Source organism: Streptomyces sp. NPDC000941, from assembly GCF_053599555.1.
In genome coordinates, this window is sequence record NZ_JBSFMM010000083.1 from 25,598 (window position 1) to 45,756 (window position 20,159).

Annotated in this window: 8 protein-coding genes; 2 read left to right on the forward strand and 6 right to left on the reverse strand. The window is 71.6% G+C overall.

Going from position 1 to position 20,159, the window contains the following annotated elements; genetic code table 11:
* Positions 1-10: 10 nt before the first annotated feature.
* From ACWDSL_RS25635 to ACWDSL_RS25660, 6 genes are all read right to left on the reverse strand, one after another.
* The gene (locus tag ACWDSL_RS25635; RefSeq protein WP_450489150.1) at positions 11-1,606 is read right to left on the reverse strand and encodes a VMAP-C domain-containing protein; all 1,596 of its coding nucleotides are present in this window, start codon (positions 1,604-1,606) and stop codon (positions 11-13) included.
* Between the two features lie 120 nt (positions 1,607-1,726).
* Positions 1,727-2,521: a thioesterase II family protein gene (locus ACWDSL_RS25640; protein ID WP_450489164.1), complete on the reverse strand. Its 795-nt coding sequence runs from the start codon at positions 2,519-2,521 to the stop codon at positions 1,727-1,729.
* 2 nt (positions 2,522-2,523) lie between these two features.
* Positions 2,524-2,724: an acyl carrier protein gene (locus tag ACWDSL_RS25645; protein ID WP_450489152.1), complete on the reverse strand. Its 201-nt coding sequence runs from the start codon at positions 2,722-2,724 to the stop codon at positions 2,524-2,526.
* Positions 2,655-9,818: an SDR family NAD(P)-dependent oxidoreductase gene (locus ACWDSL_RS25650; RefSeq protein WP_450489154.1), complete on the reverse strand. Its 7,164-nt coding sequence runs from the start codon at positions 9,816-9,818 to the stop codon at positions 2,655-2,657. The genes ACWDSL_RS25645 and ACWDSL_RS25650 overlap by 70 nt, the downstream gene beginning before the upstream one ends.
* 42 nt (positions 9,819-9,860) lie before the next feature.
* A complete protein-coding gene (locus tag ACWDSL_RS25655) occupies positions 9,861-10,076 on the reverse strand; it encodes a hypothetical protein (protein ID WP_450489156.1) in 216 nt (71 codons plus the stop codon).
* Positions 10,077-10,307: 231 nt separating this feature from the next.
* The gene (locus tag ACWDSL_RS25660) at positions 10,308-10,910 is read right to left on the reverse strand and encodes a LuxR C-terminal-related transcriptional regulator (protein WP_450489158.1); all 603 of its coding nucleotides are present in this window, start codon (positions 10,908-10,910) and stop codon (positions 10,308-10,310) included.
* Positions 10,911-11,678: 768 nt separating this feature from the next.
* Between ACWDSL_RS25660 and ACWDSL_RS25665 the strand changes: the two genes are divergently transcribed.
* Positions 11,679-12,716, forward strand: coding sequence for a GDP-mannose 4,6-dehydratase (locus ACWDSL_RS25665; protein ID WP_450489160.1), 1,038 nt, complete (start codon positions 11,679-11,681; stop codon positions 12,714-12,716).
* Positions 12,717-13,102: 386 nt separating this feature from the next.
* Positions 13,103-20,159, forward strand: a 7,057-nt coding sequence (locus ACWDSL_RS25670; protein ID WP_450489162.1) for a type I polyketide synthase, incomplete at its 3' end; no start/stop codon positions are given.

Here is a 20,159-nt window from a genome sequence, read left to right on the forward strand (position 1 = left end):
TCGGGCGTGTTCAATCGATCCCCCCTACGAAGGTGGCGGGAGCACACGGCCCACCGTCCAGGAGCAGTTCGGGGTTGTCCCAGATCACGCTGAGATCCCTGACCGGGTCATCCTGTGAACCGATTCCACCTGCGGCGCAGTCGCTCTTCCACTGTCTCGCACGCTCGGGAAGCTTCGACAGTCCGTCCTCGGCCAGTCCTTCGCGAACCACGCTGCGGAAGGCCTCCGACAAGCTGTCCGCACGATGGTGGATCAGCACGGGGACCCCGAGATCGAGCCCGAGCCGCAGCTCGCGCAGACCAAGGCCGCTTCTCGGCCTCGGGGGCTCGCTGAGCACCATCGCCACCACCTCGTCCCGCCGCCCGATCCGCGCGTCCAGCAAGGCGAGGTGTTCATCGGTCGAGCGACCTTCGGCGTCGCACCAGTGGACGTCCGCCTGCTCGGGCCGACTCCGCCACCGGGCCCAGCGCATGCGCCAAGCATGATGGAGCTCGCGCCGCTGCACTCGCTCGAGGCTGTGGATGAATATCTCGTGGTACTTGCTCAAGATGGGGTTCGCATAGCCTAGTTGGGGGTTCCGATTCCACCACTCGACGGGCTCGTTCAGCAGCTCCGTGGGTAAAAAGAACTCCAACACCACGTCTTCGGCACGCGACTGCCACAGCTCCGCCATCCGGGTCAGCAGCTCCGCGACCGCGACGGGGATCCTGCTGCGTGTCACCAGTTCGCCCGGCTCGCCCTGCGGCTCCCGGTGCAGCCCGGAGGACTCCGCGTAGCGCACCCGGGCGGCGAGCGTGTAACGCGCCTCTCGGCGGCCCTGCTTTCTGCCCTTGGCGTCCACCGGGGTCAGATCGGGCGCCACCTTGACGTACAGCCTGATCACCGGGCGCTCCGGTTCGGCGTCCAGCCCGTCCACTCCTCGGACACCTGGGCCGCCGCAGTGCAGAACATCAGCCGTATGGCCACCGGCCAGGCCCGCGCGCATCGCGATCAGCCCGTCCTCGCCGTCGGCGAGATCCCACTCGTGGGCGAAGTGCTCATTCCAGGCGTACAACTCGCCGACCGAGGCCGCCAGATCCGCGTGCAGGGCAAGGTGCTCCAGCAGCACCATGCTGGGCGGCAGACTCCCGGGCGGGGTGTTGCGGCAGGCCAGATGGAGAAAGGCATGCCAGGCGGTGGTGCAGTGGGGAGGGAGGCGGAACCGGTCCCCGCAGACCTCGGCGACGATCGCGTTCAACTCCGGTATGCCGATGTCGAGCGCCTGCCGCAGCGCCGACCAGTCACGCCCCCGGTACAGATCGGCCGCGTCCCACTCATCGACCAGGGGCCGCAGCCGATGGGGGAGTGCCGGGGCCACAAAGCCGGTGATCTCCACTAGCGTCTCAAGGCCGCCGGAGCGCTCGCCGCAGGCGCGCACCGCCTCGAAGAACTCCTGATGAGCGGTCGGATAGGGCTCCAGCTCCAGCCCGCCGAACTCCTCGGACAGCTCACGCCGCCACTGGTGCCGCCCTCGGGCGTCGGCCAGTGCCGCCGAGTCTCCTAAGACATTCACCATCTCCCCCAGTACCCGGCGCCGCGCACGGTTTTCCGCGAACCGCTCCGACACGTGCGTCCCCCCTCGCACCCGACAAACGCGTTCGTGCATCGCGCTTGTTCGGCATACCCATCGTCACGAGCGTTTAGCGTAGAGGCACAATCGGCTGGTTGGGCACGATCCGTGTATGAATCACACGGACCCCGGACGCTGAGCCGGATTCCGGTACGCGGCGAGCAGGTCCTGCGTGAGCTGAGCGACCACCTCGGGGATTTGGGTGCGCAGGTAGTGGTGGCCTCCGGGATAACGGTGAACCCGGGTGTCGGCCGTCGTACACGCGCTCCATTCGTACAGCGACTCGGGGTCGACCATCGGGTCGTCATTTCCGCCGAAGACGCTCAGTCGCGCGCGCAGTGTCGGCCAGATCTGCCGTGTGTGTTGCAGCAGGGCGACCGCATCCGCGAGGAAGGGGGTGTAGACGGTCCGGGTGAGCGCGTCGTCGGTCGGCTGCTCCCAGCCCATGATCTCGGTGATGGCGGCGATTCCGGAGCCGAGGTTGCGCGCGATGTGGTCGTCGAGACCGTCGCGGTTCGGCGGTGGAACGGCGGACAGCGCGAGCAGATCCGGTTCGGTGCGCAGGTCCGCGCTGAGCCGGTGGGTGGCCTCGAAGGCGAGCAGCGCGCCGAAGCTGTGGCCGAAGACCGCGTAGAAACCGTCGGCGGGTGGCCGATGGCTCAGGTCCGCGGCTATCGCTTCCGCGATGCCCGCGGCGGCCCAGTTGATATCGGTGATCGACGGTTCCCCGACGCGGGTGCCGCGGCCGGGCAGTTGGACGGCGACCAGGTCGATCAGTTCGGAGAATTCGGCGACCCAGGGCAGGAAGAATTCCGAGCCCGCGCCGGACGGCGGAACGCAGTACAGCCGGATCCGAGCGGTCTGCCGGTCGGTGAGGCGGTTGAGGTCCACGGCGGGGAAGGGCGGGGGCATGGTCACGCGCCCCGCCTGATACGCCCGAGAATGCGCGGGGCGAGCTGCCGTACGCCGGCCGCGGTGGCCAGCTCCATCGCCGGGACGACGCAGCCCAGCCTGCGCTGCAGTACGGAGCTCAGCTCGGCCGCCATCAGCGACTCCAGGCCGAGCTGGTCGAGCCGGGTGTCCGGATCGATCCGCTCCGATGTGCTCTGCAGCACCGTGGCCAGTGCCGAGACCAGCACATCGGTGACGATGCCCAGCGCCTCCGGCTCGGCCAGCGAGCGCACCAGCTCCGGTATGTTCCCGTCGGCGTCAGCGGCGTCACAGGGGCTGGCGTCGTGCGCGTCAGCACCTCGGTGAAGCGCGGCGCGGCGACGGTGGGCAGGAGTTTCGCGGTCTGTGCCCAGTCCGTGTTGCCCACCATGATGACGTCCACATCGGGATCGGTGATCAGCTCGCCGAGCACCCGGGTGGCGGTGACGGAGTCGAGCTCCCCGAAACCGGCTTGTCGCATGGTCTCGACCATACCGGCGCGGTCCGCGTACCCGGTGTCGGAAATGGCGCACCACTGCACGGCGAGTCCCGGCAGCCCCGCGGCCCGGCGCTGCCGGACGACCGCCTCGCCCGCCAGATTGCCGGCGGCGTAGGTGCTCTGCCGGAGATTGCCGGCGAGCGCCGAGATCGAACTGTAGAACACGGAGAAGTCCAGGGGCAGTTCGCGGGTGAGCCGGTCCAGGTGTGCCGTCCCGGCGAGTTTGGGGCTCACCACCGCGCGGGTCCGCTCGTCGTCGAGCTCCACCGCGGTGGCGTCGTCGAGGACGTCGTCGAGCACCATGGCGGCGTTGACGACACCCCGCAGCGGATGGCCGGTGGCCTCGATCGCGTCCAGCAGAGCGCCGGTGGCCGCGGGGTCGGTGATATCGGTGGCGTAGGCGGTCGCCGTCGCCCCCTCCTCGGCGACGCGGTCGAGCACGGTACGGGCCTCCGGGTGGGCGGCGCCGCTGCGGGAGGCCAGCGCCAGGTGCCGGGCCCCGCACCGGGCCAGCCAGCGGGCGGTGGCCGCGCCGAAACCGCCCAGCCCGCCGGTGACGAGGTACGTCGCCTCGGGGTCCAGGGCGACCGGGGGCCGCGGAACGCGGACGGGGACCGGTTCCGTGGGGTCGAAGGTGATGACGATCTTGCCGATGTGCCGGGAGTCCCGCAGCAGTGCCATCGCCTCGGCGATCTGCTGCGCCGGGTAGGTGACATGCGGCAGCGGCCGGTAGACCCCGGACCCGACGCGCTCGGTCAGTTCGGCGACCATCTGCTCGGCCACCGGGCTGTCGCCCTGGAGCAGACTGGTGAGGTCGACACCGAAGAAGGAGAGGTCACGGGAGAACGGACGCAGGGCGAGCGCATTGTCGGCGAGAATGTCGCGCTTTCCGAGCTCCACGAACCTCCCGTGCGGGCGCAGCAACTCCATCCCGCGGCCCAGCGCTTCGCCCGCCACCGAGTTGAGCACCACGTCCACCCCGCGCCCCGCGGTGATCTCGCGGACCTCGTCGGCGAAGCCGAGGCTGCGCGAGTCCAGCACATGCCGGTAGCCGAGCAGGCGCAGCAACTGGCGCTTGGCGGGGCTGCCCGCGGTGGCGACGACGGTGGCCCCGACGTGTTCGGCGTACCGCAGCGCGGCCAGCCCCACCCCGCCGGCGGCCCCGTGTACGAGGACCGTCTCGCCCGCGCGGAGCCGGGCCAGATAGTCGAGGCCGTAGTGCACGGTGGCGAACACCGTCGGGATGGTGGCCGCCTCGGTGAACGGCATGTCCTCGGGGACCGGGATGGTGAGCCGGGCCGGGCAGTGCAGATATGAGGTGAGGCTCCCGGAGTGCGCGACCATCACCCCATCGCCGACGGCCCGGTCGGTCACACCGGCGCCGACGCGGGTCACGACTCCGGCGCATTCGAGGCCCAACAGGGGGATTCCCGTGTCCGGCGCCTCGGCCATGGGCGGCACCAGCCCCCGGGAGACCATCACATCCGCGTAGTTGAGCGCCGCCGCCCGTACCTCGACGACCACCTCTCCCGGTCCCGGTGCGGGCACGGTCACCGCCGTCCAGGCCGGTCCGTCGTCCGCCACGGCCAGCGCGAAGGGGTGGCCGGTGTGGGTGGCGGGGCGGCGTTCGGTGATCCGCGGTACGAAGCGCCCGCCCGCGGTGAGCACCACCTCGTCCTCGTCGGTCTCGGCGAGCAGTTCCGCGCACACGTCCGCTTCGGTCGCCCCGCGGGCCACTGTGACCCTGCGGACCCTCAGCAGAGGGTTCTCGCTGGTCAGGGTGCGCGCCTGGGCCCAGGCTGCGGCTGGTACGGGGTGTTCGGGGACTGCGGTGCGCTCGCCGCCGGTCAGCACCCAGGCCCGCACCTCACGGCTCTCCGGCAACGCCTGGCAAGCGGTGACCATCGCCCTGAGGACCGCCGCCTGCCGGACCACCGGATCCACGGCGCGGGCCGCGTCCCCACTGGCCTGCTCGCCCAGCATGACCACGATCCCGACGCTCTCCTCGGTGCCGCTGAGCGCGGCGCCCCAGCGCTCGGCGTCGGTGGCGGCGTCGACGCGGCTCACCGAGCGGCCCAGTGTGCGCAGCCGCGCCACCACGGCGTCGGGCAGGCCCTCGACACCGTCCGCGGCGACGAGGAAGTGACCGGGCGCAGCGTCCGAAGGTGTCGGTGGGTGTTGTTCTCGCACGCCCCGGTCGGCGAACAGCACCGAACAGGCCGGCTCCTCGCCGAGCTGGACCACGCTGGTGAACCCACCGGAGCGCAGCACCGCGGGCCACTGCTCACGGGCGAGCAGGGTGTCCTCGCGCAGCTCCGTGTCGGTGAAGCCGGTGGCCGACCCGAGCAGCCCGTAGCAGGGGGCGAAGAGGTCGTTGTCGTGGAACTCCACGGCGAGCAGCCGGCCACCGCTGTCCAGGAGTTCGGCGACGTGGCCGACGGCGCGGCGCACATCGGTGGTGGTGTGCAGGACGTTGGCGGCGATCACCAGATCGAAGGAAGCGGCGGCGAAGCCCTGTTCGGCGGGGTCGCCGTCCAGATCCAGCGTCCGGTAGTCGAGGTACCGGTATGCGGCGAACCGGTGGCGGGCTCGGGGGAAGAACGCGCTGGAGATGTCCGTGTAGGCGTAGGTGGTGCGATCGGCGGGCAACCGGGGCAGCAGCCAGGCGGTGGTGGACCCGGTGCCGGCGCCGACCTCCAGAATCCGCAGCGGCCGGTCCGCGGGCCAGGCATCGACCAGCCCGGTGAGCAGTTCCCTGGCCATCCGGTTCAGATACTGATGTGCCACGGAGGTCGTGTAGTGCAGCTCGGCCAGCCGCTCGGTGTCCGAGAACAGCAACTGCATCGGATCCACGTCCCCGGTGAGCACCCCGGCCAGTTGCGGACCACACCGGGCGTACAACAGCAGCTCCGGCGCCATGGCGGGGAAGTCCCGCAGCAGCTCGGCGACCAGTCGGCCCGGTTCCGGTGTCCGGCCCAGCACACCTTCCCGTTCGGCGATCGCCCGCAGCTTCTCGTACAGCCGCCGGTTCCCCGGCCGCGCGCCGCTCGCCTCCAGTTCCGCGACAGCGGCCGCCACGAAGTGGCCGGTCAGATGGGCGACGCGGCGAACGAATGAAGGGCTGTCATAGCGGCGGGCCGCCGCGGTCAGCGCCGCCACCTGCCCGGCCCGCGCTGCGGCGAGCTCGGTGGCGGTCGGCAGCCCGGTCGGGCCGGTGGCCCCGGGCAGCGGAGCCGCCCGGAGGGTGCTGACGATGCGGTCGACGCCGCTCCCCGCCGCCTTGTTCCTGCGTACGCGGACACCGTGCAGCTCCATGGCTATGGTGCCGTCCGGATCCGCGACGGTGATGTCCACCACCGCCTCACGCAGCGACAGGCCGCGGGCACGGATCAGCGCTACGCCCCGGTCGGCGGGGGTGCGCCAGAACCGGACCCGCTCGAACTCGGTCGGCAGGAACTGGTGGACCTGCCCGTTCTCGGCGCGGGGGAGGAGCGCCCCGATGGACTGCAGGGTGGCGTCGACCAGGGCCGGGTGTGCGTAGAACTCCTGCGCCCCGCTCGGATTGGCGTAGTCGGCGAGCACCGTACCGTCGGCGACGGCGAGCCGTTGGACACCGCGGAACGCGGGCCCGTACTCCAGCTCGACCCGGCGCATCCGCGCGTAGTGCTGTTCCCCGGAGATCTCGGTCTGTGCCGCTGCCCGTATGCCCGCCACGTCCAGCGGCGCGGGCGGCCCGGTGTGCAACCGGCGTACGCGCGCCCTCGCATGGTCCTGCCAGTCCTCGTCGCCCCGGCGGGAGGCCATGCGGGCCACCTCGCCGATGAGCCAGGTCTGTACGGAGATGGTGGCGCTCGGGTCGTCCCACGGCAGCACCAGCGCCTTGCCGATGTCCAGTCCGGTGATCTCCAGCGCGCCCTCGTGGGTGGTTCGGCCGGCCGCGAGCGCCATCTCCAGATACGCGGCGCCCGGCATCACCACCACCCCGCCGATCCGGTGGTCGCCGAGCCAGCCGAGCCGCGCCGGCTCGACCGGTGTCCGCCAGGTGGGTTCCACACTCGGCAACCGGTCGGCGAGCAACGGGTGTCCCGACTCCTCCTCGCCGCCCGATCCCGCCGACCACCAGTTGGCGGCGCCGTTGAAGTGGTGCTCCCGCTGCCACGGGTAGCCGGGCAGCGGCACCACCCGGCCGCGCACCGGGAACCAGGCGTCCCAGTCGATGTCGGCCCCGGCCGCGAGCACCGTGGCGTAGGTGGTTGGCACTGAGGCCGAGTCGCGGGCTGCGCGGGACAGCGAGCCGACCGTGGTCACCGGCCGGTCCGCGGTGGCGCACTGCCTGCGCAGATAGCCGAGCAGCACCGGGTGGGGGCCGACCTCCACGATCGTGCCGCAGTCGTGCTCGTCCACCAACGTGGTCACGGCCGGTCCGAAGAGCACCGGCTCCCGGATGTTGCGCCACCAGTACGTGGCGTCGAGCCCGGTGCCCGGCAGCGTGCCACCGGTGACGGTGGAGACGAACGCCACGGTTCCGGGCCGTGGCGCCAATCCGGCCAGCGCGGTGTGCAGCCGGTCCTGGATCGAGTCCATGGACCGGCTGTGGAAGGCATAGTTCAGGGGCAGCTCCCGGAAGAAGACCCCGCGGTGAAGCAACTCGTCACCGAGCGCGGACAGTTCCTCGGCGGCCCCGGACAGCGTCACGTCCGACGGACTGTTCACGCCGGCCAGCTCCAGGTCCCGGCCGGCGATCAGCTCGGCGGCCTCGGCGGCCGGAAGTCCCACCGCCGCCATCCGTCCGTCACCCGCCGTCTCCGCCTGGGCGAGACCGCGTTCGGCGATCACCCGGCAGGCCGCCGCCAGGTCCAAGGCCCCGCAGGCGTATGCGGCGGCCACTTCGCCCACCGAATGTCCCGCCACCGCGGCGGGCCGGATGCCGCGCTCCCGCAGCAGTGCGGTCAGCCCGATCTGCACCGCGAACAGCAGCGGTTGGGCGATCTCGGTCCGGTCCAGCTCAGGCCCCGGATCCATGGATCGCAGGGCCTCGAGCACCGACCAGCCCAGGTGCCCGGCCAGTTCGGCGTCCACCTCGGTGACCACGTCGAGGAACACCGGTTCGCTCGCCAGCAGTTCCGCGCCCATGCCCGCCCACTGCGCGCCGTTTCCGGAGTACACGAATGCCACGGGCCCCGGACTCGCCTGTCCTGCCGCACCGCCGGGCACCGGGGTGCCCTCGACGAACGCTTCCAGCAGGGTTGCGGCCTGGCCGGGGCTGTCCGCCAGCACGGCAACCCGTTCGCGGTGGTGTCCGCGCCGAACGCAACTGGTGAAGGCGAGGTCGTAGAACGAGTCGGTGTCCCGGAGCCGCGCGGCGGTGCGTAAGGCGGCCTCGCTGAGCGCCTGAGGAGTGGCCGCCGAGACCAGCACCGGCAACGGCCTCGCCTTCGGTGGCGCGGGCACACGGGGCGCGGGCGGGGGGCCGAGAACGGCGTGCGCGTTGGCCCCGCCGAAGCCGAACGAGTTGATCGCGAGCGCTCCCGGCGGCAGCGCCCGCGGCGCGGCCACCGGCTCCAGGCCCAGCGCGGAGAAGTCGATGGCGGGGTTGAGCGGTTCGGCGTGCAGAGACTGTGGAATCACCCCGTGCCGCAGCATGAGCACACACTTGAGCAGACCGGCGATTCCCGCCCCGGACTCCAGATGGCCGAGGTTCGACTTCACCGAGCCGATCGGCAGCGGGGTGCGGCGGCCCACGCCGAGGGCACCGCCCAGCGCCCGGCACTCGATCGGGTCGCCTGCCTGGGTGCCGGTGCCATGAGCCTCCACATAGGCCAGGTCCTCGGGCCGCACCCCGGCCCGCCGGTGCACCTGACGCATCAGCGTCTCCTGAGCCTCCGCGCTGGGCAGCGAGAGCCCAGGGGTACGGCCGTCCGCGCCCACTCCGGTGCCGAGGACCACGGCGTGCACGGTGTCCCCGTCCGCCCGTGCGTCGGCGAGGCGCTTGAGCACCACCACCGCGCCGCCCTCGGCACGGACGTATCCGTCCGCGTGCGAGGAGAAGGAGCGGCAGCGGCCACTGGGGGACAGCATGGACGCCTTGGAGAACCCGATGAAATCCCCCGGGTTCAGCAGCAGGTTGACACCGCACGCCAGCGCGATACCGCCCTCGTCGGCGCGGAGCTGTGCGCAGGCCTGGTGCAGGGCGACCAGGGACGAGGAGCAGGCGGTGTCCACCGCCATGGACGGCCCCCGCAGATCGAACAGATGCGAGATCCGGTTGGCGGTGTTGCACAGCGCCGAGCCCGCCATCGTGTACGCCGTGACCGTTTCGGGGCGGGCGTACTGGAGTTGGCCGTAGTTGCCGTTGCTCACCCCCACATAGACCCCGGACTCCGATCCGGCGAGTGTCCCCGGATCCACACCGGCGTCGTCGAGGGCTTCCCTGGCCATCTCCAACAGCAGCCTCTGCTGCGGGTCCATCCGGCTCGCCTCGCGCGGCGACAACCCGAAGAACGCGGCGTCGAAACCCGTGATGTCGTCCAGGAACCCGCCCGCGGCCGAGTACGACTTGCCGGGACGCCGCGGATCGTCGGCCACGAAGCGGCGCGCGTCGAACCGGTCCGCCGGCACCTCACCGACCAGATCGCGCCCGGCGGCAAGCGCGGCCCACAACTCCTCGGGCGCCGCGATGCCACCCGGCAAGCGACAGCTGAGCCCGATGATGGCGATATCGCCGGACCGCTCTTCACGAGTGAAGGGGGGACGCGCATTGGAGATCGTCTTTTCTGGCATCCCTGCGGACAGTACCCATGCGCGCCCCCGCTGATGCCGCCGTCAGACCGTGCCGTCCTCGTGTGTGACCCTGACGACGATCTTGCCGACCTGGACGTTGGACTCCATGTAGCGGTGGGCCTCGACGATGTCCGCGAGGTCGAAGGGGGGAGGTCCTCGTCGTCGGTGACGACTGGAGGCCGCGGTGATCAGCACATGGTCGCCCGAGCGCACCTGGCCACCTTCGGCGAGGGCGCCGTACGCGGTGATGTAGGCCATCCACACGCCCGCCGCCTGGACCGGGTCGACGCCCGTGGCCTCGTAGCCGAGCGAAGAGGGGAGACCTCGGGGCCGCTGATCCGGTCGAACTGTACGAGCTTTGCCATGGTGCTGCTGTCCTCGCGGAGGGGATGGGGGAGTGCGCCGAAGTGGTTCGGCGCCAGGTTCGGCGAAGGGTGTCGCCTGTCCCGTCCCCGGGGGTGACTGACAAAGTCCGTCCCGGAGGTTGCCCTACTTCACGAAGTCCGAGACGACCCGGGCCGGCCAGGTGCCCACGGTGAGCATGCCGGCCGCGTACGCGCGGGATATCAGGGCCGCGCGGTTACGGGCCTTCATCTTCCGGAGCATCGAGCCCACGTGGTATTCGACGCCCTGCCTGCTGAGATAGAGGTTGGAGGCCATCTGGATGGTCGAGGCGCCGGTGGCCACGCCTTCCAGGATCCGGGCCTCCAGAGGGGAGAGCAGCAGGCGGCGCTGGGTGCCGGGTTCGTCCTCTGGTGTGTGGTTGTCCGGTTTGACGAGGACGACGATGGCGGACAGTCCGTCCGATGAGCCCTGGACGGCGGTGGCGGTCAGTACGCCCGAGAACGGGTGTCCGCTTGAACGGTGTCCCACGACCCGTTCGCTGAAGCGGGTCCGCCGGCCGTCGTGCAGCCTCAGAAAGTGTTCCCGGAGGACTGCGGGCGAGCTGGGGCGCAGCAGCTCGAACAGGTTCCGCCCACACAGCTCGGCCGAGGATCCGGCGAAGCAGCGGAAGAAGTCGTCGTTGCCCGCCTGGACCCGCAGGTCCGAGTCGAGGGTGGCCATGCCCGTGCCGTGCTCGGTCGTGGCCACGCGAGTCCGGATCCCGTTGTCACTCTGACGGGAGGTCGAGGAAGTCACCGGGATGGTGTGGGAGAGAGCCAAGAGGAGTCACCTCTTTCGGTCGTTTCAACGACGACGCGAGGGGCGTTGCCCGTGAATTGATCAGGGCGCTGACCTGATAATCGGCCTCGACGACGTCAATTGTCCGTGCTTTAAGCCTGCTTTCAGCGACAGCTGTGCGGTCACGTTTCGTGCTGCCCCCATGAGCGTCAAACCGGTCGTATCGAAAAGGGGCACAGTGACGGGTGTTAGGTTCAGTTCCAAGTGTATATCGGAACCGTGCCCTCTTTCGCTGCCCGTATGCCACGTTGTGGTGACCGTTCTTGCCCGGTTGCCCGCGTCGGTCACCCGTACGGGCCCCTTGTTCATGGGGTGTTGAGTGTAAGAGGAGGGCATGATCGCGGTGTGCCGGGAGTCTCGGTGCGTGGACCTGATCACGATCACTTACGGGCCTCGAACTGGCCGGTATCCCCTCGCTGCCTGCAAGGATGTGGATAGTGGCGAACCCGGCGACGCGCCCCAAGTCTCGGAAATCCCCTAGCGTATTCGCGCTTCCTTGACATCATTCCGGAGCGGCTGTGAAGGTTGAGCTAGACAACCTCGCATTCGGATCCGGGCAGCCGACCCATGGCCATTGCGGGTGTGCCTCAAGCAGTGGAATGCGTCGAATTCCCTGTACCGCTCACTGCGTGAAAAAACCACTCGACGGTCTTTCCGTGGTCGTGGAAGGGATCCTTTATGTCCAAGCGTGCGTTGATCACCGGAATTACCGGCCAGGACGGCTCGTATCTGGCCGAGCACCTCCTTGCGCAAGGGTATCGAGTCTGGGGATTGATCAGAGGCCAGGCCAATCCCAGAAAGCTGCGGATCAGCCGGCTGGCCTCGGACGTCACCTTTGTCGACGGCGATCTGATGGACCAGGCGAGCCTGGTGGCGGCCCTCGACGCGGTGCAGCCGGACGAGGTGTACAACCTCGGCGCCATCTCGTTCGTACCGATGTCCTGGCAGCAGTCCGAACTGGTCACCGAGGTCAACGCCATGGGTGTGCTGCGGATGCTGGAGGCGATCCGCATGGTGAGCGGGCTGGACAAGTCCCGCGGTGGCGGCGGTGGCAGCGGAGGGATCCGCTTCTATCAGGCGTCGTCGTCGGAGATGTTCGGCAAGGTCACCGAGACACCGCAGCGGGAGACCACGATCTTCCATCCCCGCAGCCCGTACGGCGCGGCCAAGGCGTACGGCCACTTCATCACCCGCAACTACCGTGAGTCCTTCGGGATGTACGCCGTCTCCGGGATGTTGTTCAACCATGAATCGCCGCGCCGTGGCGCGGAGTTCGTGACCCGGAAGATCTCGCTGGCGGTGGCCCAGATCAAGCTCGGGCTCCAGGACAAGCTCTTCCTGGGAAACCTGGACGCGGTACGCGACTGGGGCTTCGCCGGCGACTATGTCCGTGCGATGCATCTGATGCTCCAGCAGGACGAGCCATCCGACTATGTGGTGGGCACTGGTCGCATCCATTCGGTACGCGACGCCGTGCGCATGGCCTTCGAGTCCGTGGACCTGGACTGGGAGGACTACGTGGCCATCGACCCGACCCTGGTCCGCCCCGCCGAGGTGGAGACGCTGTGTGCCGACAGCACACAGGCCCGCACCGAGCTGGGCTGGGAGCCGACCGTGGACTTCCGTGAACTGATGAACATGATGGTGGAGTCCGACCTCCGCCAGGCCTCCCGTGAACGCGACTACGGCGATCTCCTCTCGGCCACGAGCTGGTGAATGCCGCCGCATAGGTTGCCCGGTGGCGTGTCCCAACGCCACCGGGCATTGTCGTGTTCCCCCGTGTTCCCCTCGCAATCCCAGGTATTCCCTGGTGTTCTCGCGCGCTCCATCGGTTCCCCGGCCACCGGGGACGAGGAACTAGGGGTTTCCTCGCGGGCCCGTGATGACACTGGGCGAGGGGAGCCCTTGACCGCCTCCACATGTGGCCACCCCGAGGGGCCGCCGACCGCCGTTTCCCGAGTGGGGGGAAACGGTCGGTCGCGGCCCCGGTCGGTGGCCCCGGCGCCACCCCGGCCGCGTATGTCCGGTGGGTTCGGTCGCGACGAATCCCTCCCCTGCCTGTGCGGATTGCCTGCCGCCAGCGTCGAGACGGGTTGAGTGAGATGGACAACGAACAGAAGCTCAGGGACTATCTCAAGCGGGCGAGCGCCGATCTGCGGCGAACCCGACGCCGGCTGGGCGAGATCGAGGCCGCGGCACAGGAGCCGATCGCCATTGTCGGCATGAGCTGCCGCTACCCGGGCGGGGTGAATGGCCCGGAGGACCTGTGGCACATGGTCGAGTCCGGTGCGGACGGCATCACCGCCCTGCCGACCGACCGGGGCTGGGATCCTCGCGAGCTGGCCGGGACGGCCGTCTCCGGCGGATTCCTGCATGAAGCCGCCGAGTTCGACGCGGACTTCTTCGGGATCTCGCCGCGCGAGGCGCTGGCGATGGACCCGCAGCAGCGGGTGCTGCTGGAGGCCGCCTGGGAGGCGTTCGAGCGGGCCGGAATCGAACCGGGCACCCTCCGCTCCAGCCGGACCGGCATGTTCGTGGGCGCGATGGCGCAGGACTACCGGGTGGGCCCGGCCGACGGTGTGGAGGGTTTCCAGCTCACCGGCAACACCACGAGCGTCATGTCCGGCAGGCTCTCGTACACCTTCGGTGTCGTCGGACCGGCCGTCACCGTGGACACGGCGTGTTCGTCGTCGCTGGTGGCCCTGCATCTGGCCACCCAGTCGCTGCGCGCGGGGGAGTGCTCGCTGGCGCTCGCGGGCGGCATCACCATCATGTCGAGCCCGGCCACCTTCATCGAGTTCGGCCGCCAGGGCGGGCTGTCGGCCGACGGCCGCTGCCGCTCGTTCGCCGACACCGCGGACGGCACCGGCTGGGCCGAGGGAGTCGGCGTACTCGTCCTGGAACGGCTGTCGGACGCGCAGCGCAACGGACACGAGGTGCTGGCGGTGGTGCGGGGCACTGCCGTCAACCAGGACGGCGCGTCCAACGGCCTGACCGCGCCCAACGGCCCCTCGCAGCAGCGGGTGATCGAGCAGGCGCTGATCAACGCACGGCTGTCCGCCGACCAGATCGACGCGGTGGAGGCGCATGGCACCGGTACGACGCTGGGCGACCCGGTCGAGGCCCAGGCGCTGCTGGCCACGTACGGTCAGAGCCGCGGCGACCGGGGCCCGTTGCTGCTCGGATCGGTGAAGTCGAACCTTGGGCACACCCAGGCCGCGGCCGGTGTCGCGGGCATCATCAAGATGGTCATGGCGATGCGGCACGGGGTGCTGCCGCGCACCCTGCACATCGACCGGCCCTCGACCCATGTGGACTGGGAGTCGGGCGCCGTGGAACTGCTGACCGAGCCGACCGCCTGGCCGGTCACCGGCGAGCCGCGCCGGGCCGGGGTCTCCTCGTTCGGCATCAGCGGCACCAACGCCCACACCATCATCGAACAGGCCCCAGCCCCCGCTCCCGCCGAGGTACCAGGGGAGGACGAGCCGACCGGTTCCGATGGCGTTGCGGCTGGGCTCGGCTCGGATGCCGACCCCGCCGAGTTGCCCGAACCCGTCGTGACGCTCGACCCGGGCGTGGTGCCGCTGCCTGTGTCGGGCCGGACCCCCGAGGCGCTGCGCGAGCAGGCCGCCCGGCTCCACGCCCACCTGGACGCCCGCCCCGGGCTCGACCTCGCCGACCTCGCCTTCTCGCGGGCCACCACCCGCGCGGGCTTCGAACACCGCGCCGTCGTCACCGCGGGCGATCGCGCCACGGCGGCCGCCGCGCTGTCCGCCCTGGCCTCGGGCGATTCCCCCGCCGGCCTGGTCAGGGGCACCGCACGAGCCACGCGGAAGCTGGCTTTCCTGTTCGCCGGGCAGGGCAGCCAGCGGCCGGGCATGGGGCGCGAACTGGCGGAGCGTTTCCCGGTGTTCGCCCAGGCGCTGGACGCGACCGTCGCCGCGCTGGACACCTGGCTCGACCGCCCGCTGCGCGACATACTCTTCGCCGCCGAGGGCACCCCGGAAGCCGCCCTGCTGGACCGCACCGCATACGCCCAGCCCGCGCTGTTCGCCGTCGAGGTCGCCCTGTTCCGGCTGGTCGAGTCCTGGGGCATCACCCCTGACTTCCTGGCCGGGCACTCCATCGGGGAAATCGCCGCCGCCCACGTGGCCGAGGTGTTCTCGCCGGCCGACGCGGCGCGGCTGGTCGTGGCACGCGGCCGGCTGATGGAGGAGCTGCCGGCCGGCGGGGCGATGGCGTCCGTACAGGCCACCGAGTCCGAAGTGGCGCCGCTGCTGACCGGGCGCGCCGACCACGTCTCCATCGCGGCGGTCAACGGCCCCTCGGCCGTCGTGGTGGCGGGCGACGAGGATGCGGTGGCCGAGATCGAGGCGCACTTCGCGGGCGAGGGCCGCAAGACCAAGCGGCTGCGGGTCAGCCACGCCTTCCACTCGCCCCACATGGAGCCGATGCTCGAGGAGTTCCGCGCCGTGGTCGCGGAGCTGTCGCTGCGGGCGCCGGTCGTGCCGGTCGTATCGAACCTGACCGGCGCCCAGGCCACCGTGCAGGAGCTGACGTCCGCCGACTACTGGGTGGACCACGTACGCCAGGCGGTGCGGTTCGCCGACGGCATCGGCTGGCTGCACGGACACGGCGTCGACACCTACCTGGAGCTGGGCCCCGACGGCGTCCTGTCCGCGCTGACCCGGACCTGCCTCGACAACACCGCCACCGACGGGGACCTGGACGAGGATGCTGAGGGTCCCGGCGCCGCCGTCCCGCTGCTGCGGCCGGGCCGCCCGGAGCCGGTGGCCGTCACCACCGCGCTGGCCGGGCTCTACGTACGCGGCGTCCCGGTCGGCTGGGACCGCTACTTCGCCGGGACCGGCGTCCGCCGGGTGGACCTGCCGACCTATCCGTTCCAGCGCCGGCGGTACTGGCCCAAGGGCCTCGCCACTCCGGCGGGCGACATGCGGGCCGCGGGCATGGGCGCCGCGCACCACCCCCTGCTGGCCGCCGCCGTGTCCCTGGCGGACTCCGACGGCTTCCTGCTCACCGGCAGGCTCTCCCTGCGGACCCACCCCTGGCTGGCCGACCACGCCGTACGCGGCACCGCCATCCTGCCCGCGACCGCCTTCCTGGAGCTGGCCATCCGCGCGGGTGACGAGGTCGGCTGCGACCGGGTCGAGGACCTGACCCTCGCCGCGCCGCTGGCACTGCCCGAACACGGCGGCGTCCAGGTGCAGATGTGGGTCGGCAGCCCGGACGAGTCCGGCCGGCGGACCCTGAACTTCTACTCCCGGCCCGACGGCGACGGCGACGGCGACGGCGACGGCGACGGTGACGGTGACGGTGAGGGCACCGACGAGCTGCCCTGGACCCGGCACGCCACGGGCGTGCTCACCACCGGCGGACACGACATCACCTTCGACGCCGCCCAGTGGCCGCCGGCCGATGCGCAACCTCTCTCGCTCGACGGGCTCTACGACCGGCTGGCGGCGGAGGACGGCCTCGAGTACGGGCCGCTCTTCCAGGGGCTGCGGGCCGCCTGGAGACGCGGTGCGGACACGTTCGCCGAGGTGGCGCTGGAGCCTACGGCCCAGGCCCCCGACGGCTCGTTCGGACTGCACCCCGCGCTGCTCGACGCCGCCCTCCACGCGATGCTCGCCGACCCCGGCCGGGACCCGGACCCCGACGGCGGGGGGACCGCCCTGCCGTTCTCGTGGGAGGGCGTGTCCCTGCACGCGACCGGCGCGTCCGAGATACGCGTACGGATGTCCCGAGCCGCTGACGACACCCTGTCGATCGCGGTCGCGGATCCCTCCGGCCAACCCGTCGCCTCCGTCGAGGCGCTGACGCTGCGCACCATGCCGGCCGACGGCCCCGGAGACGGTGCCGTGGCCGGGCGGGACTCGCTGTTCCGGGTGGACTGGACGCCGCTGCCCGCCTCGGCGACGGACGGGACGGCGACGGTGGCCGCGTCCGGGCCCGTGGTGGTGCTCGGCCCGGACGTCCTGGGCCTCGCCGAGACGCTATGGGCCGCCGGCACCGAGGCGCGGGTCCATGACGACCCGGCTGACCCGGCTGACCCTGCCGTGCTGACCGGGCCGGATGGCGTATCGCCCGGTGCGGTGCTGGTCCCGATGCTCGACGACACCGCCGAGGAGACGGCCGACGCGGTCCGTACGCTGACGTCACGGGCGCTTGATCTGCTGCGCGTCTGGTCGGCCGAGGAGGGGCCCGCGGGCACCCGGCTGGTCTTCGTGACCCGCGGGGCGGTGGCCGCCGACCGCGGAGCAGCCACGTCCGGGGAATCCCGTGGCGAAGACGCGGGCGCGCCCGTCGATCTCGCCGCGGCGGCCGTCTGGGGCCTGGTGCGCTCCGCGCAGGCCGAGGCACCCGGCCGGTTCACCCTGCTGGACCTGGACCCCGAGGACCCCTCGGCCGTCCTTCCCACGTCGGCGCTGATGGCAGACGAGCCCCAACTGGCCGTCCGCCAGGGCACCGTGCTGGCCCCGCGGCTCGCCCGGGTCACCGCCCCCGTGTCGGATGCGGCGGACACGGGCAACGCGGCGGATCCGGAGCCCGGCTGGAACACCGACGGCACGGTCCTGATCACCGGGGGCACCGGCGGGTTGGGCGCCCTGGTCGCCCGGCATCTGGCCGCCGAGCGCGGCGTACGCCATCTGCTGCTGCTCAGCCGCCGCGGCGGCGCGGCCGAGGGCGCCGCCGACCTGGTCGCCGACCTCGCCGACCACGGGGCGGACGCGACCGTCGTGGCCTGCGACGCGGCCGACCCCGCCGCCCTGGCCGCCGTACTGGCGGGGATCCCGGCCGAGCATCCGCTGACCGCGGTCGTGCATGCGGCCGGAGTGCTCGACGACGGCATGATCGGCTCGCTGACGGCCGAGCGTATGGACGCCGTGCTGCGGCCCAAGGTCGACGCGGCCTGGGCCCTGCACCGGGCGACCGACGGGCTGGAGCTGTCCGCGTTCGTCGTCTTCTCGTCGCTGGCCGGCACCGTCGGCACTCCCGGCCAGGGCAACTACGCGGCGGCCAACGCGTTTCTGGACGCGCTCGCCCGCCACCGCAGGTCCCAGGGCCTGCCGGCCCAGTCCCTCGCCTGGGGGCCCTGGGCCCTGTCGGACGGGATGACCGGCACCCTGACCGAGACCGACCTGCGGCGGCTGGCCCGTATGGGCACCCCCGCCCTCTCGCCCGAGCAGGGCCTCGCCCTGTTCGACACCGCGGTTTCCAGCGGCCACCCCGTTCTGCTGCCGGTACGGCTCGACCTGGCGGCGTTGCGCGCCTCCGCCGACGTACCGCATCTGCTGCGCGGACTGGTCCGCAAGGCCCACCGCCGGGCGGTGGTGGCGGGCTCGGGGACTGCCTCGGGGCTGGCGCAGCGGCTGGCCCGGCTCGACGGCGACCAGCGCACCCGGGCCGTGGTGGACGTGGTCCGGGCCCAGGTCGCCGCCGTGCTCGGGCACGCGGGCCCCGAGGCTGTGGACCCGGACCGCCCCTTCCAGGACCTGGGGTTCGACTCGCTGACCGCGATCGAGCTGCGCAACCGGCTGAGCGCGGCCACCGGGCTGCGCACCTCGGCCACCGCCGTCTTCGACTACCCGACGGTCACCGCGCTCGCCGTCCACGTACGCGATGAACTCCTCGGCAGCCGTGCCGCGGCAGCCCCCGACCCGGCACGGCCGAATCCCGTCACGGCTGTCGAGGACCCCATCGTGATCGTGGGCATGGGCTGCCGCTATCCGGGCGGCGTCGGCTCGCCCGAGGAGCTGTGGCGGCTGGTCAGCGAGGGCACCGACGCGATCTCCGGGCTGCCCGCCAACCGCGGCTGGGACCTGGAGACGCTGTACGACCCGGACCCCGACCACCACGGCACCACGTACACCCGTGGTGGCGGATTCCTCCACGACGCGGGCGAGTTCGACGCCGCCTTCTTCAATATGAGCCCGCGCGAGGCGCTGGCCACCGACACCCAGCAGCGGCTGCTGCTGGAGACCTCCTGGGAGGCGGTGGAACGGGCCGGGATCGACCCGGTGTCGCTGCGCTCCAGCCGGACCGGCGTGTTCACCGGAGTGATGTACAACGACTACGGCACCGTCCTCGCGGGCGGCGGCGACTTCGAGGGCTTCCTGGGCAGCGGCACGTCCCCGAGCGTGGCCTCGGGCCGGGTGTCGTACACGCTGGGCCTGGAGGGGCCGGCGGTGACCGTGGACACCGCGTGTTCGTCCTCGCTGGTGGCCATGCACCTGGCGGCACAGGCGCTACGGGAGGGCGAATGCTCGCTCGCGCTCGCCGGCGGCGTCACGGTGATGTCGACACCCGCGTCGTTGATCGAGTTCTCGCGGCAGCGGGGGTTGTCGCCGGACGGCCGGTGCAAGGCGTTCGCGGAGTCGGCCGACGGTGTGGGCTGGTCCGAGGGCGTGGGTGTGGTGGTGCTGGAGCGGCTGTCGGACGCGCGCCGTAATGGTCACGAAGTGCTCGCCGTGGTGCGGGGTTCGGCGGTCAACCAGGACGGCGCGTCCAATGGTCTGACGGCGCCGAACGGCCCGTCCCAGCAGCGGGTGATCCGCCAGGCGCTGGCCACCGCCGGTCTGTCGGCGGCGGACGTGGACGCGGTGGAGGCGCACGGTACGGGCACCACGCTGGGCGACCCCATCGAGGCGCAGGCGCTGCTGGCCACGTACGGGCAGGATCGCGAACGACCGCTGTGGCTCGGGTCGGTGAAGTCGAACATCGGGCACACCCAGGCCGCGGCGGGCGTGGCGGGTGTGATCAAGATGGTGATGGCGATGCGGCACGGTGTGCTTCCGGGCACGCTGCATGTGGACGCCCCGTCGTCGCATGTGGACTGGGAGGCGGGCGAGGTCGAACTGCTCACCCGGGCGGTGGAGTGGCCGTCGACCGGCCGGGCGCGCCGGGCGGGTGTGTCCTCGTTCGGGATCAGTGGCACCAACGCCCACCTGATCGTCGAACAGCCCACGCCGCCCACCCCCGAGCCCGAGGAGACCGCACCCCGGGGTGGCAACGGATCCGTCGTCTGGCTGCTCTCCGGCCGTGGCCGCGCGGCGCTGCGGGCCCAGGCCGCCCGCCTGGCGGCCCGCGTGGACACCGACCCCGGGGCGGACACCGCCGATGTCGCGCTCTCGCTCGCCA